This window comes from Actinophytocola algeriensis (assembly GCF_014203735.1).
Taxonomy (GTDB): Bacteria; Actinomycetota; Actinomycetes; order Mycobacteriales; family Pseudonocardiaceae; genus Actinophytocola; species Actinophytocola algeriensis.
In genome coordinates this window covers 1,277,202-1,301,948 of the sequence record NZ_JACHJQ010000001.1, presented here as the reverse complement: position 1 = coordinate 1,301,948, position 24,747 = coordinate 1,277,202, and the positions used below count along the sequence as shown (strand labels likewise).

Annotated in this window: 24 protein-coding genes; 19 read left to right on the top strand and 5 right to left on the bottom strand. The window is 71.9% G+C overall.

From position 1 onward, the window contains the following. Position 1: 1 nt before the first annotated feature. From FHR82_RS06145 to FHR82_RS06105, 9 genes are read left to right on the top strand one after another with little or no spacing between them, the layout of a single operon-like run. Positions 2-760: an ABC transporter ATP-binding protein gene (locus tag FHR82_RS06145; protein ID WP_311770902.1), complete on the top strand. Its 759-nt coding sequence runs from the start codon at positions 2-4 to the stop codon at positions 758-760. Beyond that, entirely contained in the window at positions 757-1,446 is a 690-nt protein-coding gene (locus FHR82_RS06140) for an ABC transporter ATP-binding protein (RefSeq protein WP_184809186.1), read from the top strand. The genes FHR82_RS06145 and FHR82_RS06140 overlap by 4 nt, the downstream gene beginning before the upstream one ends. Continuing rightward, entirely contained in the window at positions 1,439-2,293 is an 855-nt protein-coding gene (locus tag FHR82_RS06135; RefSeq protein ID WP_184809185.1) for a branched-chain amino acid ABC transporter permease, read from the top strand. Before FHR82_RS06140 ends, FHR82_RS06135 begins: the two co-directional genes overlap by 8 nt. Further along, positions 2,290-3,228: a branched-chain amino acid ABC transporter permease gene (locus tag FHR82_RS06130; RefSeq protein WP_184809184.1), complete on the top strand. Its 939-nt coding sequence runs from the start codon at positions 2,290-2,292 to the stop codon at positions 3,226-3,228. Before FHR82_RS06135 ends, FHR82_RS06130 begins: the two co-directional genes overlap by 4 nt. Beyond that, complete coding sequence (locus tag FHR82_RS06125; RefSeq protein WP_184809183.1) at positions 3,225-4,688, top strand: alpha/beta hydrolase family protein; 1,464 nt, start codon at positions 3,225-3,227, stop codon at positions 4,686-4,688. The genes FHR82_RS06130 and FHR82_RS06125 overlap by 4 nt, the downstream gene beginning before the upstream one ends. Then, entirely contained in the window at positions 4,679-5,551 is an 873-nt protein-coding gene (locus FHR82_RS06120; RefSeq protein ID WP_184809182.1) for an SDR family NAD(P)-dependent oxidoreductase, read from the top strand. Before FHR82_RS06125 ends, FHR82_RS06120 begins: the two co-directional genes overlap by 10 nt. Then, entirely contained in the window at positions 5,548-6,417 is an 870-nt protein-coding gene (locus FHR82_RS06115) for an amidohydrolase family protein (protein ID WP_184809181.1), read from the top strand. The genes FHR82_RS06120 and FHR82_RS06115 overlap by 4 nt, the downstream gene beginning before the upstream one ends. Next, positions 6,410-7,885, top strand: a complete 1,476-nt coding sequence (locus FHR82_RS06110) for an acyl-CoA synthetase (RefSeq protein ID WP_184809180.1) — start codon at positions 6,410-6,412, stop codon at positions 7,883-7,885. Before FHR82_RS06115 ends, FHR82_RS06110 begins: the two co-directional genes overlap by 8 nt. Beyond that, on the top strand, positions 7,882-8,349 hold the full coding sequence (locus FHR82_RS06105; RefSeq protein WP_184809179.1) for a MaoC family dehydratase: 468 nt from the start codon (positions 7,882-7,884) through the stop codon (positions 8,347-8,349). The genes FHR82_RS06110 and FHR82_RS06105 overlap by 4 nt, the downstream gene beginning before the upstream one ends. 4 nt (positions 8,350-8,353) lie before the next feature. Here the strand turns inward: FHR82_RS06105 and FHR82_RS45705 are convergent, their stop codons facing one another. After that, positions 8,354-8,482: a hypothetical protein gene (locus tag FHR82_RS45705; protein WP_260417904.1), complete on the bottom strand. Its 129-nt coding sequence runs from the start codon at positions 8,480-8,482 to the stop codon at positions 8,354-8,356. A 163-nt stretch (positions 8,483-8,645) separates the two neighbouring features. Here FHR82_RS45705 and FHR82_RS06100 point away from each other — a divergent pair, with 163 nt between their 5' ends. Both FHR82_RS06100 and FHR82_RS06095 read left to right on the top strand, forming a co-directional pair. Further along, the gene (locus FHR82_RS06100; protein WP_184809178.1) at positions 8,646-9,452 is read left to right on the top strand and encodes a helix-turn-helix transcriptional regulator; all 807 of its coding nucleotides are present in this window, start codon (positions 8,646-8,648) and stop codon (positions 9,450-9,452) included. A gap of 116 nt (positions 9,453-9,568) precedes the next feature. Beyond that, complete coding sequence (locus FHR82_RS06095; RefSeq protein ID WP_184809177.1) at positions 9,569-10,288, top strand: SDR family oxidoreductase; 720 nt, start codon at positions 9,569-9,571, stop codon at positions 10,286-10,288. Here FHR82_RS06095 and FHR82_RS06090 read toward each other — a convergent pair. Beyond that, on the bottom strand, positions 10,251-12,773 hold the full coding sequence (locus FHR82_RS06090; protein ID WP_184809176.1) for an FAD-dependent oxidoreductase: 2,523 nt from the start codon (positions 12,771-12,773) through the stop codon (positions 10,251-10,253). The two genes, FHR82_RS06095 and FHR82_RS06090, sit on opposite strands and share 38 nt — an antisense overlap. 187 nt (positions 12,774-12,960) lie before the next feature. Between FHR82_RS06090 and FHR82_RS06085 the strand changes: the two genes are divergently transcribed. Continuing rightward, entirely contained in the window at positions 12,961-15,642 is a 2,682-nt protein-coding gene (locus tag FHR82_RS06085; RefSeq protein ID WP_184809175.1) for a tetratricopeptide repeat protein, read from the top strand. Here FHR82_RS06085 and FHR82_RS06080 read toward each other — a convergent pair. After that, on the bottom strand, positions 15,622-16,761 hold the full coding sequence (locus FHR82_RS06080) for an RsbRD N-terminal domain-containing protein (RefSeq protein ID WP_311770901.1): 1,140 nt from the start codon (positions 16,759-16,761) through the stop codon (positions 15,622-15,624). The two genes, FHR82_RS06085 and FHR82_RS06080, sit on opposite strands and share 21 nt — an antisense overlap. Before the next feature lie 87 nt (positions 16,762-16,848). Here FHR82_RS06080 and FHR82_RS06075 point away from each other — a divergent pair, with 87 nt between their 5' ends. Continuing rightward, the gene (locus FHR82_RS06075; protein ID WP_184809174.1) at positions 16,849-18,069 is read left to right on the top strand and encodes a YncE family protein; all 1,221 of its coding nucleotides are present in this window, start codon (positions 16,849-16,851) and stop codon (positions 18,067-18,069) included. Here FHR82_RS06075 and FHR82_RS06070 read toward each other — a convergent pair. Further along, the gene (locus tag FHR82_RS06070) at positions 18,066-18,698 is read right to left on the bottom strand and encodes a DUF4230 domain-containing protein (RefSeq protein WP_311770900.1); all 633 of its coding nucleotides are present in this window, start codon (positions 18,696-18,698) and stop codon (positions 18,066-18,068) included. The genes FHR82_RS06075 and FHR82_RS06070 overlap by 4 nt on opposite strands. 372 nt (positions 18,699-19,070) lie before the next feature. Further along, complete coding sequence (locus FHR82_RS06065) at positions 19,071-19,439, bottom strand: DUF427 domain-containing protein (protein ID WP_184809173.1); 369 nt, start codon at positions 19,437-19,439, stop codon at positions 19,071-19,073. A 234-nt stretch (positions 19,440-19,673) separates the two neighbouring features. Here FHR82_RS06065 and FHR82_RS06060 point away from each other — a divergent pair, with 234 nt between their 5' ends. The 6 genes from FHR82_RS06060 (at position 19,674) to FHR82_RS06035 (ending at position 24,733) form a co-directional block, all read left to right on the top strand. Then, positions 19,674-20,834, top strand: a complete 1,161-nt coding sequence (locus FHR82_RS06060) for a J domain-containing protein (RefSeq protein ID WP_184809172.1) — start codon at positions 19,674-19,676, stop codon at positions 20,832-20,834. 151 nt (positions 20,835-20,985) lie between these two features. Next, positions 20,986-22,779: a sensor histidine kinase gene (locus FHR82_RS06055; protein WP_184809171.1), complete on the top strand. Its 1,794-nt coding sequence runs from the start codon at positions 20,986-20,988 to the stop codon at positions 22,777-22,779. Then, complete coding sequence (locus FHR82_RS06050; protein ID WP_184809170.1) at positions 22,764-23,198, top strand: roadblock/LC7 domain-containing protein; 435 nt, start codon at positions 22,764-22,766, stop codon at positions 23,196-23,198. The genes FHR82_RS06055 and FHR82_RS06050 overlap by 16 nt, the downstream gene beginning before the upstream one ends. Before the next feature lie 2 nt (positions 23,199-23,200). Then, positions 23,201-23,575 carry a DUF742 domain-containing protein gene (locus FHR82_RS06045; protein ID WP_184809169.1) on the top strand — a complete coding sequence of 125 codons (375 nt, stop codon included), beginning with the start codon at positions 23,201-23,203 and terminating at the stop codon, positions 23,573-23,575. Continuing rightward, positions 23,553-24,161: a GTP-binding protein gene (locus tag FHR82_RS06040; RefSeq protein ID WP_184809168.1), complete on the top strand. Its 609-nt coding sequence runs from the start codon at positions 23,553-23,555 to the stop codon at positions 24,159-24,161. The genes FHR82_RS06045 and FHR82_RS06040 overlap by 23 nt, the downstream gene beginning before the upstream one ends. Continuing rightward, the gene (locus tag FHR82_RS06035; RefSeq protein WP_184809167.1) at positions 24,158-24,733 is read left to right on the top strand and encodes a GAF domain-containing protein; all 576 of its coding nucleotides are present in this window, start codon (positions 24,158-24,160) and stop codon (positions 24,731-24,733) included. The genes FHR82_RS06040 and FHR82_RS06035 overlap by 4 nt, the downstream gene beginning before the upstream one ends. Positions 24,734-24,747: the final 14 nt, after the last annotated feature.

The window sequence follows — 24,747 nt, the reverse complement described above, 5'->3', positions numbered from 1 at the left end:
CGTGATCCTGCGGGCGAACGGGCTGCGTCGCTCGTTCGACGGGGTGTTCGCCGTGCGCGACGTCGACCTCGACGTCGCGCACGGCGAGCTGCGGGCCGTCATCGGACCGAACGGTGCCGGCAAGTCGACCCTGTTCGCGCTGATCGGCGGGCAGCTCCGCGCCGACGCGGGCACCGTCACCTACGACGGGACCCGGATCGACCGGCTGCCGCCGCACCGCAGGGCCGCCGCCGGGATCGCCGTGGTGTTCCAGGGCGCGCGGGTGTTCACCGGGATGACCGTGCTGGAGAACGTGATGGTCGGTGCGCACGCGGGCACGCGCACCGGGTTCGGCGCCGCGATCGCCCGGTTGCCCCGGCATCGCCGCGAGGAGCGCGAGATCCGCGACCGTGCGCGGGAATCCCTTGCCAGAGCGGGACTCGAGGACTGGGCCGACCGCGACGCGGGCGCGTTGCCGCTCGGCCAGCAGCGGGTCGTGCAGGTCGCGCGGGCGCTGTGCGGGCGGCCGAGGCTGCTGCTGCTCGACGAGCCGGCGTCCGGGCTGCGCGCGGGAGAACGGGCGCGGCTCGCGGACCTGCTGGGTGAGCTGCGCGGCGAGGGGATCACGATGCTGCTGGTCGAGCACGACGTCGCGTTCGTGACGCGGCTCGCCGACCGGGTCACCGTGCTCGACCTCGGCCAGGTCATCGCCGAGGGCACCCCGGCGCAGATCCGCGCCGACGACCGGGTCGTGGCCGCCTACCTGGGGGCGACCGCATGAGCGGAGCCCGCGGAGCGGATGACGGCACGGTCGAGGTGCGTGACCTCGTGGTCCGGTACGGGCCCGCCACCGCGCTGGACCAGGTCAGCCTCACGGTCGGTCCCGCGGAGATGGTCGCGTTGATCGGGCCGAACGGCGCCGGGAAGTCCACTGTGGTCAACACGCTGTCCGGCGTACTGAAGCCCTCGGCGGGAACGGTCGCGGTGCGCGGGCGGCTCGCGCACGTGCCGGAGGGCAGGCAGGTGTTCGGCGACCTCACCGTCGAGGACAACCTGCGGCTCGGCGGACGGCGGTACAAGCTGCGCGACACCGGGCCGGTGCACGCGATCCTGCCGCGCCTGGCCGAGCTGCGGCACCGGCGCGCAGGCACGCTGTCCGGCGGCGAACAGCAGATGGTCGCGGTCGGGCGGGCGCTGATGAGCCGCCCGGACGTGCTCGCGGTCGACGAGCTGTCGCTGGGTCTCGCGCCGCTCGTGGTGGCGGACCTGGTGCGGCACCTGCGGGAGCTGAACGAGACGCGTGGCCTCGCGGTGCTGTTGATCGAGCAGAACGCGCGGCTGGCGCTGGATTTGTGTTCCCGCGCGTACGTGCTGGAGGCGGGCCGGATCGTCGCGGAAGGACCGTCGGAGGAGCTGGCCGCCGACGACCGCGTGTCGGCCGCATACCTGGGCGGTGTGCATGACTGACCTCCCCGGCTACCTCGTCACCGGGCTCGGCACCGGCTGCGGGTACGCGCTCGTCGGCAGCGGGCTCGTGGCCGTGTACCGGGTGACGCGGGTGGTGAACTTCGCGCAGGGCGCGTTCGCGGTCGTCGGTGCCATGTGCGCGGCCTCGTTCCTGACCGCGCTCCCCCACGGCCTCGGCGAACTCGCGGCCGTGGCGGTCGCGGCGGTCGTCGGGCTGCTGGTCGGCATGGTCGCGCTGGCAACGGATCCACGGTCCGCGCTGATCGTCACGCTCGGGCTGTCGGTGTTCGCCTACGCGGTCGAGGTGCTGGTGTGGGGTGACCAGCCGCGGTCGTTCGCCGGCCTGCCCGGCGCGGTCACGATCGGCGACGCCCGCGTGCAGTCCCACTACCTGCTGGTCATCGGGGTGACGCTGCCGGTGTTCGCGGGCATGGCGTTGTTCTTCACCCGCACCGGCACCGGCAAGGCGCTGACCGCGTGCGCGTCGAACCCGTACGCCGCGAAGGTGATCGGGATCGACGTGCGGCGGATGGGATGGCTGGCGTTCGCGATCGGCGGCGCGCTCGGCGGGCTGGCGGGGGTGCTGGTGACGCCGGTGCAGCAGATCACGTTCGACGCGGACGTGACGCTGATCGTGAACGGCTTCGCGGCCGCGATCCTCGGCGGGCTCACCCGACCGGCGGTGACGCTCGCGGGCGGGCTGCTGCTCGGGGTGACGCAGGCACTGGTCGCGGGCTACGGGAACGCCGCGCACCAGACGGACGTCGCGCTCGGGCTGATGATCGTCGTGATGATCTGGCGCGCGGCGCAGCGGCAAACCCGGGGCCCGGTGGAGGAACCGGTATGAAGGTGCTGATCGCGGCTGCCGTCGTCACGCTCGCGCTGCCCGTCTTCCTCGACGGGAAGCAGCTCGGCATCTACGTCCTGGCCGGGCTCGCCGCCATGGTGACCGTCGGGCTGTCGCTGCTCATGGGGCAGGCCGGGCAGATCTCCCTCGGCCAGGCGTCGTTCTACGCGATCGGCGCGTACACGGCCGGGCTGCTGAGCGTGCACGGCACCGCGCCGGTGCTCGGGCTCCTCGCCGCGCCGGTGGTCGCCGCCGCGTTCGCCGCGGTGGTGGGTGCCGGGGTGCTGCGGCTGCGGGGCCACTACCTCGCGTTCGCGACGCTCGCGATGCAGCTGATCCTGCTGTCGGTGCTCGCACAGTCCACATGGGCCGGTGGGGCGATCGGGCTGCAGGGGATCCCCCGGCTGTCGGTCGGCGGGTTCGAGCTGGCCGAGGACATCCAGTACGCGTACCTGGTGTGGGCCGGGCTCGCGGTGGTGCTCGTGGTGGCGCACAACCTGGTGCGGTCGCGGCCCGGGCGCGGGCTGCGGGCACTCGCCACGTCGGAGGTCGCGGCGGCGGCCAGCGGGGTGCCGGTCGGGCGGTACCGGCTGGCGGTGTTCACGCTGTCGGCCGCGTTCGCGGGGCTGGCGGGCGGGATCTACGCGTTCTACCTGGGGTACCTGGGGCCGGGGTCGTTCCCGGTGCTGCTGTCGATCGAGTACGTGGTGATGGCCGTGGTCGGCGGGCTCGGCACCCTGGCGGGCGGGGTGGTCGGCGCGGTGGCGATCGTGTTGCTGGTGCAGGCGCTCAACGAGCTGGCCACGAGCCCCGGCATGCCGAGCTACGCGCCGAGCGTGCTGTCCTACGCCGTGTACGGGTTGCTGCTGGTGGTCGTCGTGCTGTGGCTGCCGCGCGGGATCGTGCCCGCGCTGCGCGGGAAGGAGCGGACGTGAAGGTACTGCTCGCGGCTACGCTGGTGGCCGGGTTGCTGTCGCCTGCCGAGGCACCGTCCCACGTGGAGGGCACGCTGCCGGGCGGCGCGACCTACGTGCTGGACGTGCCCGCCGACTGGAACCGCACGGTTCTGCTGTACAGCCACGGGTACACCCCGGACGGCGCGCCCAACCCCGCGCAGAACGCGCCGAACGCCGCGGTGCGGTCCGCGTTGCTGGCACGGGGTTACGCGTTGGCCGGGTCGTCGTACCGGGACACGGGGTGGGTGCTCGAACACGCCCTGCCGGACCAGCTGGCGACCCTGGACACGTTCGCCGACCGGTTCGGCAAGCCCCGCCGGGCCATCGCGTGGGGCACGTCGCTCGGCGGGATGATCACCACCGGGCTGGCCGAGCGGCACGGACCGCGGTTCGCGGGCGCGCTCGCCATGTGCGGGCTGGAGCAGGGCGGGATCGCGAACTGGAACAACACGCTCGACCCGGTGTTCGCGGTGCGGACGTTCTTCTCCGATCCCGCGGTGCCGTTGGTGCACCTCCCGGATCAGGCGACGGCGCTCGCTTCCGTCGCCACCCTGACGGCCGCACTGGACGCGGCGCAGGCCACACCGCGAGGCCGGGCGCGGACCGCGCTCGCCGCTGCGCTGCACAACCTGCCACGGCCGGGTCACCTCGATGCGCTGCGCGGCACCGTCTACGTGGGACTGTCGTGGCGACAGGAGATGGAGACGTGGGCGGGCGGGAACCCCTCGTGGAACACGGGAGTCGACTACGCGCGCGTGTTCGCGCGGTCGGCGAACCGGGCGGAGGTCGAAGCGCTGTACGACGCGGCCGGGCTGTCACTCACCGACGACCTCGCGCTGCTGAACCGGGCGCCGAGGATCTCCGCGGCACCGGGTGCGGTGCGGTATGTCGCGCGCAACCTGACGTTCACTGGCCGGCCGGCGACGCCGTTGCTCACGATCCACACGACCGGTGACGCGCTGGTGCCGGTCCAGGTGGAGCGGGCCTACGCGGACGCCGTGCACGCCGCGGGCCGGGACCGGTCGCTGCGGCAGGCGTTCGTCGACCGGGCCGGGCACTGCACGTTCACCGACGGGGAGATGCTCGCCGCGCTGGCGGCGGTCGAGCGACGGGCCGACTCGGGGCGGTGGCCGGACACCGGGCCGTCTGCGCTGAACGCGGCGGCGGCCGGGTTCGATCCCGAGGGTGCGCACGCGTACGCGCGGTACCGGCCAGCGCCGTATCCGCGGCCGTTCGACCTGGCGCGGGCCACGGCCCCCCGAATTCCAGCGTACCGGCGGAGGACGGCGTCGAGAAGCGCTCGCGGCCGCGACCCCGAGCGAAAGTCCCATTCGCGCGACCGGGGGACCCCCGAAATCCAGACTACCGGGGAGCACCGACAGTTTCGGCCCGCGTGTGGCGGGGTTGTGGACAACCGTAGGGAGACACCGTGGATCTGACCGGGCGGGTGGCTGTGGTGACCGGTGCCGGGCGGGGGCTCGGGTTCGCGTACGCGTCGGCGCTGGCCGCGGCCGGGGCGGCGGTCGTCATCAACGACGCCGATGCCTCCGCCGCCGCCGGGGCCGTCGCGCAGATCGGCGGGTCCGGGGGCAAGGCCGTGGCCGAGGCCGGCGCGGTCGGGCCCGCCTCGATGGCGGAGCGGCTCGTCGCGCGGGGCGTCGCCGAGTACGGGCGGCTCGACGTGCTCGTCACCAACGCCGGGGTGTTGCGGGACCGGATGCTCTGGCGCATGTCCGACGACGAGTTCGACACCGTGGTCGACGTGCACCTCCGAGGGACCTTCACGTGTGTGCGCGCCGCGGTGCGGCACCTGCGGGAGCAGGGGGACGGCGGGCGGATCATCGTCATCGGCTCGCCTGCCGGGCAGCGCGGGAACGTCGGGCAGACCAACTACTCCGCCGCCAAGGCCGGGATCGTGGCCATGGCCCGCACGTGGGCGATGGAGTGCGCCAGGGCGAACATCACGGTGAACGCGGTGATCCCGGTGGCCGCCACCGCCATGACCGCGACCATCCCCGCGTTCGCGCCGCACGTCGAGGCCTGGCAGCGGGACAGGACACCACTGCCCGCCTGGCTCCGCGCCGGGGAAGGGTTCGGGGTGCCGGACGACGCGGCCGGGCTCGTCGTGTTCCTCGCCTCCGCCGAGTCCGACGGCATCACCGGGCAGGCCATCGGGATCGGCGGCGACCGGCTGTCGCTGTGGACACATCCCGAGGAGGCGGCCGTCGCGTTCCGGGACGGCGGGTGGGGGGCCGACGACATCGGCGCGGCCTGGGCGTCCACCCTCGGGACGCGTACATGAACGTCGACGAACTGGTGGCCGTCGACGTCCACGTGCACGTCGAGGTCGGCGCGGACGGGCACCTCTCCTTGCCGCAGCACCTGATGAGCGGCTCGGCCGCCTACTTCAAGGTGGCCGAGCGGACCAAGACCGTCGCCGAGATCGCCGCGTACTACCGGGAACGGCGGATGGCGGCGGTCGTGTTCACCGTGGACGCCGGATCCGCCACCGGGCACCCACCGATCGCGAGCGAGGAGATCGCCGCGGCCTGCGCCGAGCACCCGGACGTCCTGATCCCGTTCGCCAGCGTGGATCCCTGGCGCGGCAAGGCCGCCGTCCGGCAGGCCCGTGCCCTGATCGAGAAGTACGGGGTGCGCGGGTTCAAGTTCCACCCCGGCCTGCAGGCGTTCCACCCCAACGACCCCGTCGCGTACCCGCTCTACGAGGTGCTCGCCGAGCACGGCACCATCGCGTTGTTCCACAGTGGACAGACCGGGATCGGCGCCGGACTGCCCGGTGGTGGCGGGATCCGGCTGAAGTACGCGAACCCGCTGCTCGTCGACGACGTGGCCGTGGACTTCCCGGAACTGCCGATCATCCTCGCGCACCCGTCGTTCCCGTGGCAGGACGAGGCGCTCGCGGTCGCCACCCACAAGCCGACCGTCCACATCGACCTGTCGGGGTGGTCGCCGAAGTACTTCCCGCCCCAGCTGGTGCGGTACGCCAACACGTTGTTGCGGGACAAGGTGCTGTTCGGGTCGGACTTCCCCGTGCTCACGCCCGACCGCTGGCTCGCCGACTTCGACACCCTCGAGATCAAGCCGGAGGTGCGCCCCATGATCCTCAGGGACAACGCCGTCCGGCTGTTGCGGCTCGCTGATGCGTAACCAGGGCATCGGCTCGTGGCCCGCGCGGCGGGCGCGGATGTCGCCGGACCGGGTCGCGGTCGTTCACGGCGACCGCGAGCAGACTTACCGCGAGCTGTGCGAACGCGCCACGCGGGTGGCGCACGCGCTCGCCGGGCTCGGGATCGGCAGCGGCGACCGGGTCGCCTACCTCGGGCCGAACGAACCGCCGTTCCTCGAGACCATGTTCGGCGCCTGCATGCTCGGCGCGATCTTCGTGCCGCTCAACACCCGGCTCGCCGCGCCGGAACTCGAGTACATCCTGCGGGACTGCGGCGCTTCGGTGCTCGTGCGCGCCCCGTCGCACGACCTCGCGCCGGACGTGCCGCACGTGCTCGACCGGGCCGCCTACGAGGAACTGCTGGCGGCGGCGGCCACCGAGCCCCTCGACGAGCCCGTCGAACCGGACGACATCGCGGTGATCATGTACACCTCGGGCACCACCGGGCGGCCGAAGGGCGCGGCGCTCTCGCACGCCAACCTGCACTGGAACACGATGAACGTGCTCATCGACGTCGACCTCGCCGGTGACGAGGTGACGCTCGTGAACGCGCCCGTGTTCCACGTCGCCGCGCTCAACCAGACCGTGCTGCCGACGCTGGTCAAGGGCGGCACGGTGGTGCTGGACTCGTTCGACCCGGTGCGCACGCTGGCGACGATCGCGCGGCGGCGGGTGACCTACCTGTTCGGCGTGCCCGCGATGTTCCAGGCCGTGGCCGGCGTGCCGGAGTGGACGGACGCGGACCTGTCGTCGGTGCGCACGATGATCTGCGGCGGCGCACCCGTCCCCGCGCAGGTGATCACCACCTACCAGGAACGCGGGCTGGTGTTCCTGCAGGGCTACGGGCTCACCGAGTCGTCGCCGAGCGCGTTGTTCCTGCGCGCCGGGGAGAGCACGCGCAAGGTCGGGTCGGCGGGCACGCCGTGCTTCTTCACCGACGTGCGCGTCCTCGACGTAGACGGCGAGGACGTGGCGCCGGGGGTGCCTGGCGAGGTGGTGCTGCACGGCCCGAACGTCATGACCGGCTACTGGGGCAAACCGGCGGAGACCGCGGCGGTGCTGACGCCGGACGGGTGGCTGCGCACCGGTGACGTCGCGGTGTCCGACGAGGACGGCTACCTCTACATCCGGGACCGCATCAAGGACGTGCTCATCTCGGGTGGCGAGAACGTGTACCCGGCCGAGGTCGAGGACGCGCTGCACCGGCACCCGGCGGTGCGGGACTGCGCGGTGATCGGGGTGCCGGACGAGAAGTGGGGCGAGGTCGGGCGCGCGATCGTCGTCGCGCGGCACGCGGTCGAACCGGCCGAGCTGCTCGCGTTCCTCGACGGCCGGATCGCCCGGTACAAGATCCCGAAGTCGGTCGTGTTCGCGGAGACGCTGCCGCGCACCGCGTCGGGGAAGCTGCTGAAGAGCGCGCTGCGCACGACCTACGGGGAGGACCGGTGACCACCACCGTGCACGGGCTCGACGAACTGGCGGCGCTCGCGGGCACCACGCTCGGCCCCACCGCCTGGCACGAGGTGACGCAGGACCAGGTGACCACGTTCGCCGACGCCACGGGCGACCACCAGTGGATCCACACCGACCCCGAGCGGGCCGCGGCGGGCCCGTTCGGCGGCACGATCGCGCACGGCTACCTCACGCTCTCGCTGATCATCCCGCTGTGGTCGGGCCTGCTGGACCTCCAGGGCATCCGCACCCGGGTGAACTACGGGCTGAACAAGGTGCGCTTCCCCGCACCGGTGCCGGTCGGCGCCAGGGTGCGGCTGACCGCGCACCTGGCCGCGGTGGACCGGCTCACCGACGACAGCGCCCAGACCACCGTGGACTTCACGGTCGACCTGGAAGGCGGCGCACGCTCCGCGAAGCCGGCGGTGGTGGCGCAGGCGCTGTACCGGTACTACGCCTGAGGCCTCACCCGTCGCCGGTGGTGTCGGGCTCGGCGTTCGGGTCGAACCCGCCGACCACCTCGAACCCGACCTCCTCGGCGAGCGCGTCGAAGATGGGCGTGCCCTGGTCCTCGGTCACCGGTGTCTGCGTCATCTCGCCCCTCCATTTCGGACTCCTCACCGGTGCCAGTCCGCACACGCGTGATCGTGACGCGGGGTACCCACTATTCGGCCGATAATCCCTCAGCAGGGGGAGCAGGTTTCCTGGGTGTCGCACGGCCACCCTTTCCGCTGGTCCCGCGGCTAGCCTCGGAGACATGGACAACGCGATCGGTGCGTTCCTGCGGGCCCGGCGCGAGCTGGTGCGGCCGGAGGACGTCGACCTGGCACCGGGCACCCGGCGCCGGGTGAGCGGGCTGCGGCGCGAGGAGGTCGCCCTGCTCGCGGGCGTGAGCAGCGACTACTACGTGCGCCTGGAGCAGGGCCGGGAGCGGCACCCCTCGGCGCAGGTGGTGGACGCGCTCGCGCACGCGTTGGCCCTGGACGAGGAGGCCACCGCCTACCTGCACGAACTGACCCGGCCGCGACCGAGGGCGCGGCGCCGGCGGCGCGAGCAGGTCAGCCCCGCGCTGATGGGGATGATGGCGGCGTGGACCGCCACCCCGGCGCTGGTGCTGGGCCGGTGCCTCCAGGTGCTGGCGGCCAACGACCTCGGGACGGCACTGTTCGCCGGCCACACGTACAGCGACGACCTGGTCCGGCTGGTCTTCCTCGACCCCGACGCACGCGACTTCTACCCCGAGTGGGAGCGCGTCGCCGCCAACACCGTCGGCGGGCTGCGGGCCGCGGCGGGCCTGCACCAGGACGACGCCCGGCTGATCGAGACCGTCGGTGAGCTGTCGGTCAGGAGCGCGGACTTCGGCAGGCTGTGGGCCCGCCACGAGATCAGGCAGAAGACACGTGAGACCAAGCGGTTCCGGCACCCGCTCGTCGGTGAGCTGACGCTGTCGTACGAGGCGTTCACCGTGAACGGCGCACCAGGTCAGCAGCTGGTCGTCTACCACGCGGAACCTGGCAGCCCGTCGGCGGAGGCGCTGTCCCTGCTGGGCAGCCTGACCGCCTGACCCGTCGCACACCACGACGCCACGTGCAAGCACGTGGCGCGATACCTCCTGCCCTCGACACCCCTCGCGCGGGGTGCGAGGTCACCCTTTCCACCCACATACGAAGGAGAACTGACATGAAGGTCGTCCTCGTCACCGGGGCCAGCAGCGGCATCGGCCAGGCCACCGCGGTGCGGCTCGCCGCCGACGGGCATCGCGTCGTGATCGGTGCGCGCCGGGAGGACCGGCTCACCGAGCTGGCCGACAAGATCCGCGCGGACGGCGGGACCGTCGACGCGGTGCGGCTGGACGTCACCGACCGCGACGACGTGGCCGCGTTCGTCGACGGTGCGGTCGCACGGCACGGCCGGGTCGACGTCATCGTGAACAACGCAGGCGTGATGCCGCTGTCCCGCCTGGACTCGCTGCTCGTCGACGAGTGGGACCGCATGGTCGACGTGAACATCCGCGGCCTGCTGTACGGGATCGCCGCCGCGCTGCCGGTGTTCCAGCGGCAGGACGGCGGCCACTTCGTGACGGTCGCGTCGATCGGCGCGCACGAGGTCGTGCCGACCGGTGCCGTGTACTGCGCGACCAAGTACGCCGCATGGGCGATCACCGAGGGGCTGCGGCAGGAGGCCGACCCGAGCATCCGGGTCACGACCGTCTCGCCGGGTGTCGTCGATTCGGAGCTGGCGGACACGATCACCGAGGCGGGCGCGCAGGAGATGATGCGCACCTACCGGGCGGAGCCCATCCCGCCGTCCGCGATCGCCGACGCCATCGCGTACGCGATCGACCAGCCGCCGAGCGTGGACGTCAACGAGCTGGTGATCCGCCCCGCCCGGCAGCGCTGACCGACAGGCCGGTGAACAGGGCTCGGCCCGGTGTGGTCGCGTGGGCACACGCGACCACACCCACGTCCTGCGCCGGTGCCGAGGAAGGCACGTTCGCCGTGCCGACGCGGCGCCATGTCGTGCCGCCGTCGGTGCTGACCTCGCCGGTGAACGTGGTGCCGGACCGCAGCAGCCGCAGGCGCGCCGGGTACGGGGTCGGGTTGAGTTCGAGCCGGGCCACCGAGTCGAGCGTGCCGTCCTCGTCGGCGTCCCACAGCAGCAGGAAACCGTTGGCGGGCTTGGCGACCAGGGCGACGTACCCGGTCGAGCGGGTGCGCAGGTCGTTGCGGAACACCAGGCCCGCGCGGGCGTTCGGGTCGGTCGCGGCCTGGGACACCAGGGTCACCGCCGCGGCCGTCGCCGGCACGCCGGGGTGGAAGATCGCGCCGTACTCGTCGATGCCGGTCCACATGTCCCGCCCGCCGGCGAGGACCGCGAGCTGGTCGCCGCGCTGGCCGAAGTACGCCTCGGTGGTCGCGGCGGTCCGCAGTGGCGCGGCGACCGGCTCCGCCACCGTGACCGTCCTGGCCTGCTCGAAGGTGAGCGCCTGCCCGCCGACGGTGTACGTGGCGGTGGCGGCGAGGCGCACCGGTTCGAGCAGTTGCGCGGGCACGGCGGCGGTCACCGTCCAGTCCGCCGCGAACGTGGCACCGGCGGCCAGCGCAGGCGTGGTCCGGTCGCCGGGTGTCGCGGTCCAGCCCGCCGGTGCGGCAAGGGACAGCGTGACGTCGGTGACCGCGACACCTTCGCGGTTCGCGACGGCCGCGGTCACCGGGAACGGCGTGCCCGCGGTGGGCGCGCCGGGAGCGTCGATGGTGACCGGTCCCTGGTTCGGCGGCCAGGTCAGGACCATGCCGTCGGCGATCAGCGCGCGCCGCAGGGTGGGATAGTCGACGTCCTGCACGGCGCGGCCGCCGGCGAGCGCGAGGTGCGCCGCGCTCGCCGCCGCGTGGCCGAGCAGCATGAACACCGGCTCCATGCGGGCCGAGCCGAAGGCGATGTGCGAGGCGGACAACGCCACCGGCACCACGAGGTTCGCGCACTCACCCCGCCGCGGCACGATCGCGCGGTAGGAGATGCCGTACGGCCCGGCGGGCGCGACCTGCACGTCGCCTTCGTTGCGGGCCAGGCCGTTGATCACGACACGCGCGCAGTTGTGCGAGTCCATCGTGTACGAGGCGAGCCCGACCGGGTCCGGTGCCGTGCGGGCCCAGCGGCAGTCGTGCTCGGTCACCACGTAGTCGGCGACCATGCGGCGGCCCTCGCGGATGTACAGCTCGTGCGGCCAGCCACCGGTCTGGCCGAACTCGTCCGCGGGCAGGCCCCACGCGCTGACCTCGGCCCGGATCGCCGATGGCACGGCCGGGTCGTTCGCGAGGTAGTACAGCAGGCCCTGCTGGTAGGTCACGTGGTCCTGGAAGATCCGCTCCCGTTCGTGGTGGTCGCCGTCGGGCCAGCGGTGGTTGCGGCCGATGTTGTCGGTGCTGACCGCGCCGTTGTTGTTGAGGTCGGTCTTCCCGTTCGGCATGGGGGTGTTGAGGCGCATGGCGTCCCAGACGCCCGCGGCGAGGTAGCGGCGGAGCAGCTCGTACCGCGCGGGGTCGTAACCGGGCGGGCGCGGGAAAGGCCGCCGGTTCGCGGCCTTGGTGAGGCAGACGCGGAAGTTGAACGCCTGGATGCGCTGGTCCCCGGCTCCGGTGTCGCCGACCGGCTCGCCCTGCACCCCCGGCAGGAGACCGCTCGTGGGGTCACCCGGCGTGCGGTACGGGTCGATGCTTCGCTGGAACTGGTGCCCGGAACGGACCTGCACGCCGTTGAGAGTCTCGCCGTACTTCGCGTTGCCCTCGCGGCCGACGGTGTAGCTGACCCCGGCCGCCGCGAGGAGGTCGCCTTCGTAGGAGGCGTCGATGTAGACCGACGCGCGGAACACCTTGCCGTTCTCGGTCCGCAGCGCGGTGATCCGGTTGCCCGCTCTGTCCACTCCGGACAGACGGTGTTCGCGGAAGACCTGGACGCCCTCCTCGGCGGCCCAGTCGTCGAACACGCTCTCGGCGACATGCGGTTCGAACCCGAACGACTCCGGTCTGCCGTAGCGCGCACCGACCCGCCGGTAGAACTCCCGCGACAGGCCCCCGATCGCCTCGATGCGCCCGGAGTCGGTGGCGCCGAGCCCGGAGGAGGTGAGCCCCCCGAGGTGCCGCCCGAACACGACGAGCGCGACGGACCGGCCGTGCCGCGCGGCCCTGACGGCGGCGGTGACCCCGGCTGACGTGCCGCCGTAGACACAGATGTCGGCGCGGACCTCGCCTGGCGCTGACGGAACGGGGTAGTAGTACTTGAGGCCGGGTGCTTTCGGTGCCGCTTCCGCGGTGCCGCTGGTGGCCAGGAACAGCGCCGCCGCGCCGGCACCCGCCAGAGCGGCTCGCCGGGAGATCTCGAGATCCATGGATCCGCCTTCCGCCACCACTGCCGGACACGCAATCTTTTGAACAGTAGCAACGAAAGTCTGCCCAACTGGAACAAAAGTTGCGCGAGCGAAGACGCCGCCAGGACAGATCCTGGACAACCCGACTACGCCGCTAACGACCGCTGCCGTCCGCCCGATCCCCCGGGAACGAAGACAGGGGGATCCGATGCCCAGGAACGGCGACCCGGCATCGCGGGCGACCACCGCCGACCTGCCCAAGGCCCGGCCGTGGCTGTGGTGGCTCAGCCTCGCGGGGTGCGTGCTCGCGAGCGCGGCCCTCATCGTCGGCCCCTACCTGCTGGTGTCGGACCGCCCGGCGCCTGCCGCGCCCACCGCGGTGTCCACGACGGTCACCTGGGTGGTCGTGCAACCCGCGCTGCTCGTGCTGACCGCGTTGCTCGCGATGTACTCCTTCGGGCGCGCCAGGATCGAGGGCAGCGCGTCGCGTGGCCTGCACGTGGACGTCAGCGAGTTCGCCGACGACCGCGACGGCGCGGCGCCCTCCGCGCGGGAGCTGACCGCGGGGTTCACCCGCAAGCTCACCGAGTCACGCATCTACAGCCCGGCGGCACTGCCCGGCGCCGCGGGCTCGTACGACTTCCTCCAGGTCGTGGAGAACGTGGGCGACGCGGCCACGGCGAGCTGGTGGAAGATCGCCGCCCGCGCGCTGCGGCTGCTGCGACCGCCCGCCGCGTACCGGGTCACCGGCACCGTCGCGACCGCGGACCGGCCGAAACTGGTCGTCGAGCTGATGCGGCTGCCCAAGTTCGCGGCGGCGCCCCTCATCATCGAGGACACCACCTGGGACCGGGTCCTGGAACGGGCGGCGAACTCCGTCGCGGCGCAGATCTTCCCGCGCAGCAGGATCTGCAAGCGCCGCCCGCAGTGGGCGAGCTGGTGGGGCTACGCCTTCCCCAGCGAGCTCTTCGACGCCTACCAGCGCGCGCACCAGTTCCAGGCCGAGCGCCGGTTCGACCAGGCACTGGCCGAGTTCTACCGCGCGCTGCGGCTGGACCCGGCCAACGTGTACATCCGGCTGGAGATCGCGCAGCTGCAGGAACGGATGAACATGCACCTCGACGCGCTCGTCACCTACGACGACGTGATCACCATCTGCAGCCGGGGCAACGAAGGTCTCGCGAGGTGGTGGAACGGTGCCGACTTCGGCGAGGAACGGTCCCGCGCCCACCGCCACCAGGGTGTGGCGCTGCTCGTCGCCCGGTTCCGGCACGCACTCATGCTCGGCCACGGCGACCGCATCGCCGACCAGTGGTGGCTCCGGGAGAACGAGTGCGGGCACGAGCCGCACTGGAACGCGCGCCAGCGGCAGCGCGGGTACCTGCGGGACCTGGCCCAGCGCAGGCTCGACCGGTACACCCTGCGCGACCACATCAGGAAGGACAGCCTGCCGTTCACCGACGAGCTCACGCGCGACATGGTGCTGGCCACCGACGGGCTGAGCGCCCTGTCGCGGACGGAACGCGAACACCGCGCGGCCGTCCTGCGCCAGTACCTGTGCACGCTCAGCCAGTACGAGTTCGAACGCCTGATCACCGACTACCCGCGCTACTCGCGCTGGATCCGCCGGTTCGCGCAACGGGACTCGTCGGCCATCGTCACCCTGCGCGGCCTGCAGGTCTCGCTGATCTGGGCCGTGTTCCGGCGCGCCATGGCACAGGCGGGCGCCGGGGCGCCCATCCGGTACCAACGGGTCTGGAAGAAGGCACCCGCCCCGCCGTGGCTCTCCGGTCTCCTCACCGAAGGCACCTGGCCCGCCACCGAGAAGCGCCTGCGCCGGTCCATCGACGCCCTGATCCCCCGGTTCGGCAGGGCGAGCTGGCACGAGCACTACAACGTGGCGTGCATCTGCGCGGTGCCGCTCCTCGAGCCGGCGGCCCGCGCGAACGACGACTCGCGGATCCCGTTCCGCAAGCTCGCGATCAGCCACCTCCACCGCGCGGCGGCAGGCAGCCACAGCGGCTACCTCGCGCAGCGGCGGTCGTGGCTGCTGTACGAGGACCCCGACCTCGCGACGCTCCGCGGCACCCCGGAGTTCCGCAACTTCGAGATGGTCACCTTCTCCCCCACCCGGCCCGTGCCGCTGCGGCCACTGCGGACGCACGTGTGGGAGCTGGTGTCCTACCAGGTCGGGCTGATCGCCGGGACGGCGCGCCGGATGGCGGAGCTGTGGGCGAACCGGGCGACGGCCGGTGGCGGCACACCGGCGGACCTCGAGGCGTGGCACGCGCTCGAGTGCGGCGCCTGGCGCCAGATCGCCCGGCTCTCGGTGAGCCACCGGGACTGGCGCACCAGGCACGACGCGGACCTCTTCCTCGCCGAGGAACTCCACGGCGGTGGGGTGGGGCTGCCGACGTTCAGCCAGGAAGGGCTCTACACGCGCTACGCCAACGCGGTCGGCGAGGTGGCGCTGCGCGACCTGCGCACCGCGATGAACGACTCGATCGCGATGGTCGACCGGCTCGCGGAGGAGTACATCGCGACCTGCAACGACCGCATGGCCGTCCTCGCGGCCGCGCTCCACCAGCTCGACCGCAGGCCGAAGGGCGACGCGACCTGCCCCAACGCCATGGGCGCGGTGTGGAGCATGCCGGTCAGGCGGTCGGTGCTCGTCGCGAGTTTCGACCCCACGACCTCGTCGGCGAGGACGATCGGCAGGCTCTGCCTCGAACGGCACCGGCTGTGGACCGCGCTCGCCGACCTCTTCGACGACGACCTGGAAGGGGCGTCGCTCGACGACCGGCAGGACCACTTCCGCAAGGCGCTGCACCGGCCGGGTCTCCTCACCAGGATCGCGGCGGTGGCGCGGTCAGCCGAGCCAGGTGTGTAGCGCCCACCACCAGCGCAGCGTCTCCGGCACGGTGGTCGGGGCCGGGCGGGTGCCGGTCAGTTCGCCCAGCTTCACCAGCCGGTACCGGACCGTGTTCGGGTGGACGTGCAGTGCCTCCGCGGTCTGGTCGAGGCGCTGGCCGTGGTCGAGGTACGCGATGCCGGTGCTCGCCAGCTGCCGGTGGAAGGGATCCGTGCGGTCGAGGGCACCCAGGTACTCCGTGGCCAGGAGACCGGCCAGTACCGGCTGTGCCGCCAGTGCGGTCTCGCCCGCCAGGTCGGTCAGCTGGTGGACACCCCGCAGACCGGGGACGGCGCGGCCCGCGGTCAGGCACAGGTCGTACCGGGTGCGGACCTCGGACAGCGCGGCGGCCGGGGCGACGATCACCAGGTCCGCCACGTCGTCCAGCACCGGCGCACGGGCGGACAGCCCGGCCAGCCGCCCTTCCACCAGGCCGAAGACGCCGCCCGAGGCAGCCAGGCGGGGTTCGAGGGTCCTGGCGCGGACCGGGTCGGCCACGTCGGTGAGCACGCAGTGGTACCGGCCGTCCGGGCGCAGGCCGGCCCTCGCGATCTCCTCGTCGGCCAGGTCGGCGCCGTGCAGCAGCCTGCGCAGCACGTGCGTGTGCGCGTCCCTGGCGGTCAGCTCGGCGCGGTGGTGACCGCTGATCACGTGCCGTTCAAGGGCACCGGCGTGCCTGTTGAACCGCACGAGCGCGTCGAGCATCTCCTGGGGCGGGACCCCGGCTTCGCGGGCGTGGGTCACCGCGATGTCCACGGCCCTGGTGCGTCCCGCGTGCACGCCGCGCAGCAGTGCCTCGAGGGGAATCCCTTGTGCGGCACGGTCCGCGCCCAGCGCCTCGGCGGCCGCGAACACCTCGTCGCCCGGTTCGGCCGGGTCCTCGACCGCGGCGATGGCGGCGGCGACCACGACCGCGATGTGGCGACGGTTCTCCGACTCGGGCAGCCGCGCGACCTCCGGTGACGCCTCGCGCGCCGCGGTGACCACCTCGTCGACGAGGGCCGGGTCGGCGGCCAGCGCCGTCAACACGACCGCGAGCGCGTCCTCGCCCATCCTCCGAGCCACCGCCTTGTGCGCGAGCCACAACCGGCGCGGCACGTGTTGGCGGTCAACGCCTACCGCGGTCCCATGGCGCGCTGGTTTGCTGTGAGCTACCGAACGGTAACACCCTGCTCGGAGGCTCCGATGACGTGGCGTCCCCTGTTCGCGGCCGCACTCGCCGCCGTGTCGATCACCGCGTTCGCACCGTCCGCACACGCGGTCCCGCTCCGGGAGGTGCTGATCGTCGGCAACAACTGGGAGGGCACGGCCGACGTGGTGGCGTCGACGCCGGACCTCACCAGGATCGGCCGGATCAACGTCATCCCCGACAGGGACGCGCGGCTCTGGGAGATCTACCTGAACCCGGTGCGGCTCGCCTACTTCCTCGGCATCCGCGAGACCGTCGGCGAGGGCCACGACCAGTTCGTCGACGACATGTACACGACACCGGACGGCTCCGCGGTCGTCGTGTCGCGGCCGAGCTTCGCGGACGTGGTGTCGATCGACCTCGCCGACGGCGGCGTGAACTGGCGCTTCCCCGTGTCGGGCTTCCGCTCCGACCACATGGCGGTGTCGCCGGACGGCACGAAGGTCGCCGTGTCCGCGTCCACGTCGAACACCGTGCACGTGCTCGACATCGTGACCGGCCGCCAGCTGGGTTCGTTCCGCACCGGCGACAAGCCGCACGAGAACGTGTTCACCGACGGCGGCCGGTACGTGTGGAACTCCTCCATCGGTGAGGTCAACACCGCGTTCGACGACCCGTCGCAGGACTGGACGAAGGGCGACCGGCGCATCACGATCGCCGACGCCACCACGTTCCAGCAGGTCCGGGTGGTCGACATGCGGCAGCGGCTCGACGCGTTCGGCCGCGGCGACCTGTCCGACGCCGTGCGGCCCGCGGTGTTCACACCGGACGAGTCGAAGCTGTACTTCCAGGTGTCGTTCTACAACGGGTTCCTGGAGTACGACGTGGCGACCGACCGCATCACGCGCGACAAGGTGCTGCCGAAGAACCCCGCGACCAGCGAGGACCGCACCACCTGGATCAACGACTCGCGCCACCACGGCCTGTCCATCAACCCGGCGGGCACGAAGCTGTGCGTCGCCGGGACGATGGACGACTACGCGACGGTCGTCGACCGGGCGTCGCTGCGGGAGGGCCCGCTGGTCACGGCGTCGAAACCGTACTGGGCCACGGTGTCCGGCGACGGCAGCGCGTGCGTGGTGTCCGAGAGCGGCTCGGACCGCGTCACGTCCATCGACTTCGCGACGGGCCGCAAGGTCGCGTCGGTGCCGGTGGGCGACCACCCGCAACGCGTGCGCCTCGGTCACATCCCGGCGGGCTGGACCGGGACCCGCTAGGCGTTGTCGTCGGCCGGGAACCGGGGCTTGTAGCCCAGCGACGTGAACATGCCGGTCAGCATCTGGCGGGTGTTGCGTTCCGCGCGGACGGTCAGCCCGGCCTCCTTGGCGGCGTCGCCGATCCGCTTCTCGGCGAGCACGTAGAACTCGCGCTGGTCGGACTCCTCGAACAGAGACTTGACCCGGTCCCAGGCGCCGCGGTCCTGCGAGTACAGGTAGGTGTGCTCCTGGTCGATGTTCGGCTTCGCGAGTTTCGGGTCGGGGAGGCGGACCTCGACGGTTTTGCGCTCCTCGTCGACCGTGAGCGCCTCGTCCGACAGCGTGCCGAAGTCGATGTAGGCGCTGACGGAGCCGTGCGCGACGAACAGCGCCCGGCTCCCGGCGATGAAGCCGGGCACCCACGCGACGTCGTGCTCGACGTCGACGACGACCTGGAAGTCACCCTCCGCGGCGTGGTACTGGCTCAGGTCGCGGACCGACTGGAGCAGCGCGGGACCGGTGCGGTCCTTGGTCTCGGTCGTGAACGGGTTCAGGGCGGGCACCTGGGCGACCAGCCACATCAGCGCGGCCACCACGACGACCACGACCAGCACGACCCGGCCCAGCTTCCACAGTGGACTGTCCGTCACGACGACCTCCCGTCTGAAGTGCCTTCGTGACGGAGGCCGACCTGCGTCTCGCCGACGCCCGGCGTTGCACACGTACGACGCCGGGCGGGGCGACCTCGTCGTTCTCTGGCACCACGGAACTCCCAACACGGGACTACCCCCGGAGCCACTTTCGAACCAGGGTTGCGCTGGGTGTCCTACGACCGTCCCCGGGATGGCGGATCGTCGTCTCGTCCGAACCGTGACGCCGCGGCGCCGACGACCGCACGATCCCGGCGGCCCACGCGTCGTGGCGGGCAGGCCAGAGCCCCGGCGCCGAGCGGGCGCTCGTGCCGGGGGAAGGCCACGTCTCCGTGCTCGGCCACGCACAGCGCACGCTGGCGTGGCCGCGGCTCAGCTCTGGGTGATCTCCACCTTGTTCGGGTAGAAGGCCACGTGGTCGGCGATCTCGGCGACCGCCGGGTACGGGGTGCGGTAGGTCCAGACGGCGTCGGTGTGCTCGCCGTCCTTGGTGACCAGCGTGTAGTAGGACGCGTCACCCTTGAACGGGCAGTACGTGGTGGTGTCGGTGGCCCTGATGTGGGCCGGGTCGACGTCCGCCAGCGGGATGTACTGCACCGCCGGGTAGTTCGACTCCTGGAGCACGAGCGCCGCCGTGGTGTCGGCCACGACCTGGTCGCCGACCCGTACCGTCACGCGCGCCGGGTTCTTCTCGACGGTGATCGGGTGGTCGGGGCCTGGCGTCTTCATCTCGCGGGACATGGGTCGCCTTTCGTCGAGTACTACTCGTTCAATCCCCGGCGGGCCCGGGTTGTTCCCGCGTTCCACCGATCCGGTGACGCCGGACCACCTCGTTTTCACCCGTTCCGGGCTGGCCTTAATCTTGTGCCGCGCAGTTACCTCAGGGGAACGGGACGGCACTCAGCCACCAACCGCCTGCGGTCCGACGGTGTCGCTGGTCGGGACCAACACTTGTGAATCCGGGGAGGCGGACCAGTGCGCGGGATCGACTACTACGAGCTGCTCGGCGTGCCGCGCGACGCGTCGACCTCCGAGATCAGGTCCGCGTACCGGGCACTCGCCAAGGCCATGCACCCCGACGCGGGCGGCACCGCGGGCGCGTTCCGGCTCCTGCGCGAGGCGTACGACACCCTCGCCGATCCCGAGCGGCGCGCCGGCTACGACCGGGGCGACGACTACCCGGGCAACGACCACCGGGGCAGCGACTACCCGAGCAACGACCACCCGAGCAACGACCACCCGAGCAACGACCACCCGAGCAACGACCACGAGCCAGAATACGAACCAGAAGACGAGCCACCGCCGGTCCGGACGCGGAGACCTCGGCAGGCCGCGCCGCACGCACCCACCCTGCCCGTCATCGAACCCGAGACGATCCCCTGGTGGGACGAGGTGCGCCGGGAGCGGCACGTCCGGCTCGAACCTCGTGACGGTCCGAGTCGGACGGTCATGCTGGCGGTGGCGGGCGCGGCCGTTTTCCTCGTGCTGGCAACGGCTCTCCTCGGCGCACCCGCCTGGTTGTTGATCTTGTCCGTGCTGGTCGGCGGCGCGGCGACCGTCGAATGTGGACGAAGATACCTTGCCGCACAACGGATCGACCGGGAGTTCACCGCCGAGTTCGGCAACCGGACGGTGTTCGGTTCGCCGGGCACGGAGGAGGACGAGGTCGCGGAACGGTTGACAGCGGACCTGCTGTCGCGGTATTTGACCCGGATTCCCGGCGTGCGGATCTGCCACGGCCTCGCCGCGGAAGAGGGTTCCGTGTTCGCCGACCTCCACCACGCGGTGCTGTGCGGGCACCGGCTGGTACTCATCGAGTCGAAGTCGTGGCTGCCCGGACACTACGACGTGGACGGCACGGGGACCGTGCTGCGCAACGGGCACCCGTTCCGCGGCGGCAGTGTCCACCTGCCGGAACGGCTCGCCGCCTACCGCGCACTGCTGCCCGACGCGGAGATCCGTGGCGCACTGCTCATCTACCCCGGACGAGCAGGGACTATCACCGTGGGCGACGGCCTCGGGCACACACCGGAGCGGTTCGTCCGCGAACTCGGCGGCTGGCTCGCCGCTGAACCGTCCACTGTGGACCGGGGAATTCTCGCTACGTTGCTTCGACAGGTGGTGTCACCGGGCTGAACTGCGCACATGCGCGCCGGCCGGTGTGGTAACGCGAAATTCCCAGCACAGGGCCAAAGTTCACTAGTCCGTTTGCGGTAGGCTCTGCTCCGATTTCCGGCTCGACACGCGTCGGTTCGTGCTGCCTCCTCCTCGCGACAGGAAGGACCCGATGTCTGAGACGCCTACCCCGCCCTGGGGAATCAGGGTGGAGAACGACATGCAGACCGCCTACGCGGACGGCATCGAGCGCCTGCAGACCAGACTCCTGTACATCGGGTTGTTCCTGCTGACCGTCGTCGTGCTCGGCGGCGGCGCCGGTGTGCTGATGGTCGCGACCGACACCACCGACGCGCTGACCGTGTCGGTCAGCGTCGTCGCCGGGTGTGTGGTCGCGGTGCTCGTGGCGTTCCTCGCGGCGATGTCCGCGGTCCGCAAGGTCACACCGCTGGCCCGCAGACCCGCCCAACCACGGGCGCCGATGCAGGCACCACCGCCGCAGCAGCACCAACAGCAGGCACCCGCCCTGGCGCCGGAGCAGCGCCCCGTCGAGGTGGTCACGCGCGCACCGGAACCCGCACCGCTGTGGACGCGACCCGGCGAGAACCAGATCGTCATCACCGACGACCCCGGCCAGCGGCGCGAGGTGTTCGTCAAGCTGGCGCGGCGCCTGCAGTCCCTCATCAACCGCGCGATCAAGCGGATCGACGAGCTGGAGCAGGACAACGAGGACCCGGAGCTCCTCGACGGCCTCTACGAGATCGACCACCTGTTCACGCTGGCCAGGCGGCAGGGCGAGAACCTGGCCGTGCTGGGCGGTGAGTCACCGCAGCGCAGGTCGACCAAGCCGGTCAGCGTGTACGCGCTGCTGCTCGCCGCGGTGTCCGAGGCCGAGCACTACCGGCAGATCGCGATCGTGCCGGTCGAGGACGTGGAGATCCACGGCCACGCGGTCGCCGAGATCATCCACCTCCTCGCGGAGCTGCTGGAGAACGCGACCCGCTTCACCTCGCCGGACGGCCCGAAGGTCGAGGTCCGCGCGCAGAAGGTGACCGCGGGCCTCGCGATCGAGGTGCAGGACCGCGGCCTCGGCATGTCCTACGAGGACATCGAGCGCATCAACCACCTGCTCGACGGCTCGACCCGCATCGACATCTCGGAGCTGCTCGAGGACGGCCGCATCGGCCTCGCGGTGGTCCGCGAGCTGGCGCGCCGCCACGACATCCGCGTCCGCCTGCAGTCCAACATCTTCGGCGGCATCGCGGCGGCCGTGGTCATCCCGCCACAGCTGCTGAGCGAGCCGGAGCCCGCGGAGGACGCCAGGCACCGCGCCGCACCCCAGTCGGTGCTGCAGAAGCGCCGTACCGAGCAGCTGAGCGCCGCGGACGCCTCGTCGCCGTCGCTCCCGCCGGTACGGCAGCAGGCCCCCGCGCAGACACCGAAGCCGTCACCGATGCCGAGGCCGGAACCGGCGCCCGCGTCGGTGCCCGCACCCGTGCCCGTGCCCGTCGCGGCCGTCGGCGCCACCGCGTCCCCCGGACTCGGGCCGATCCGGCCGCAGAGCCCCCGCCAGACGCCCGCCGAGACGGTCGCCGACGCGGCGCCCGAGCTGCCGAAGCTGCCGACGCGCTCGCCCGGCCGGTCCTACGACGACCTGCGCAGCGGCGGCACGGGCGGGATCTCCGCCGAGGACGCCGCCAAGCTCGCCGACCCGGGTGCCGTCTCGGGCGGTGTCCCGCTGACCGTCCCGGCGGCCGCCTCCGGCGAGGCGCCACCGCCGCTGCCGCAGCGCAGGGGCAGCCACCTGCGGGAGGAGCTGCTCGAGCCGCCGCAGATGACCAAGCCCGTGCCGGGCCACAACACCAACCTCATGAAGACCGTCCAGGCTGGCCGGGACCACTGGCTCGCCGAGCAGAACCGTGAAGGCACGAACAGAGGAGACTCCACGACATGGCCGACGACCTGAACTGGCTGCTCCGCCGGCTGGTTGAGGCGGTACCCGACACGCACAGCGCGCTGTTGCTGTCGGTCGACGGCATCCCGAAGTACTGGTACGGCCTCGACATCGACGGGGCGGACCGGCTCGCGGCCCTCGCCAGCAGCATGTGCTCGCTGGCCAACCAGGTCGGCAAGAAGTTCTCCGGCGACGACCCCAGTGGTGCCGGCGTCCGGCAGGTGATCACCGAGCTCAACGAGATCATCCTGTTCGTCACGGCGGCGAGCGCGGGCAGCGTGCTCGCGGTGCTCGCCGCCAGGGAGGTCGACGCGGGCATCCTCAGCTACGAGATGCAGCGGCTGTGCACGCAGGTGCCCGCGGTGCTCACGACCCCGTCGCGCTACCACGTCACACACCAGGCTGCGCACCAGGGCAATGGAACCCGTTGACGATGAGAGGTCCGGACGAGGTTCAGGCCGACGACCCCGACCTGTTCGGCGTACGCCCGTACGCCATGACCAACGGACGGACCCAACCGAGCACACCGCTCGACCTGATGTCGCTGGTACGGGCCACCGGCCGCGGCATGGTCGGCAAGAGCCAGCTGGGTGTCGAGCACTCGAAAGCGCTGGAGCTGTGCGCGTCACCCACCTCGGTCGCCGAGGTGGCGGCGCTGCTGCGCAGGCCGGTCACCGTCACCAAGGTCGTCCTGTCCGACCTGATCGAGCTGGGCGCGGTGATCGCGAAGTTCGCGCCGAGCGAGTCCTACTCCAACGACCCAGCCATTCTGGAGGCGGTGATTGATGGCCTCCGACGGTTCGTCTGAGCTGTTCCCCATCCAGGTCAAGATCCTCGTCGCGGGCGGTTTCGGCGTCGGCAAGACGACGTTCGTCGGCGCGGTGAGCGAGATCGAGCCACTGACCACAGAGGAGACACTGACCGCGGCCAGCATCGCGACCGACAGCGTGGCCGGGGTCGAGAGCAAGTCGACCACGACGGTCGCCATGGACTTCGGCCGCCTTTCCTTCACCGACAAGAACCTCGTGCTGTACCTGTTCGGCACGCCGGGCCAGGACCGTTTCTGGTTCATGTGGGACGAGCTGTCCCGGGGCGCGCTCGGCGCGGTGGTGCTCGCCGACACCCGCAGGCTCGCCGACTGCTTCGGCGCGGTCGAGTTCTTCGAGCGGCGTGGCATCAAGTTCCTGGTGGCGCTCAACGAGTTCGACAACGGGTACCGCTACCAGGACGAGGAGGTGCGGCAGGCGCTGGCGTTGAAGCCGCACGTGCCGCTCGTCCGGTGCGACGCTCGCAAGGCCCACTCGGCGAGCCTCGTGCTGATCACCCTGCTCGAATCCGTTCTGGCGAAGTTCCGTGCCGCCAATCCCCCGATGATTCGGAGTCACCAGTCATGAACCACGACATCCTCGACCCGCGACTGCTGACGGCGCCGCACGACCCCGACATCCCGCAGCGCCTCGCCCGGCTGGCGCAGCTCGGCCTCGGTGACCGGCCGGACTCGGAGTTCGACAAGTTCGCCGCGCGCCTCGCCTCCGCGGCGAACGCGCCGTACGCGATGGTCAACTTCGTCGGTGACGAGGAGCAGTACTTCGCCGGGCTGTACGGACCGGACAGTGCGAAGGCCGACGCGCTGGAGGCGGCGTCGTCCGCGTCCCGTGCGACGCCGGGCAGGACGATGTCACGCGAACACGGCTACTGCCCGCACGTCGTGGTGCGGCGCAAGGCTCTGGTGCTCGACGACGTGTGCGCGTACCCGCGCTTCGCGGTGAACCCGGTCGTGAACTCGATCGGTGTGCGTGCCTACATGGGCGCACCGCTGATCGACCGCACGGGCACCGCGCTGGGCACGATCTGCGTGGTGAACACGGAAGAGAGCAGCTGGGGGCGGCCCGGCCTGGAGATGATCAAGTCGATGGCGGCGGAGGTCATGGACCTGATCCACCGCCGCGAGCAGCAACTGCGCTGACCCCGGTGCCCTGG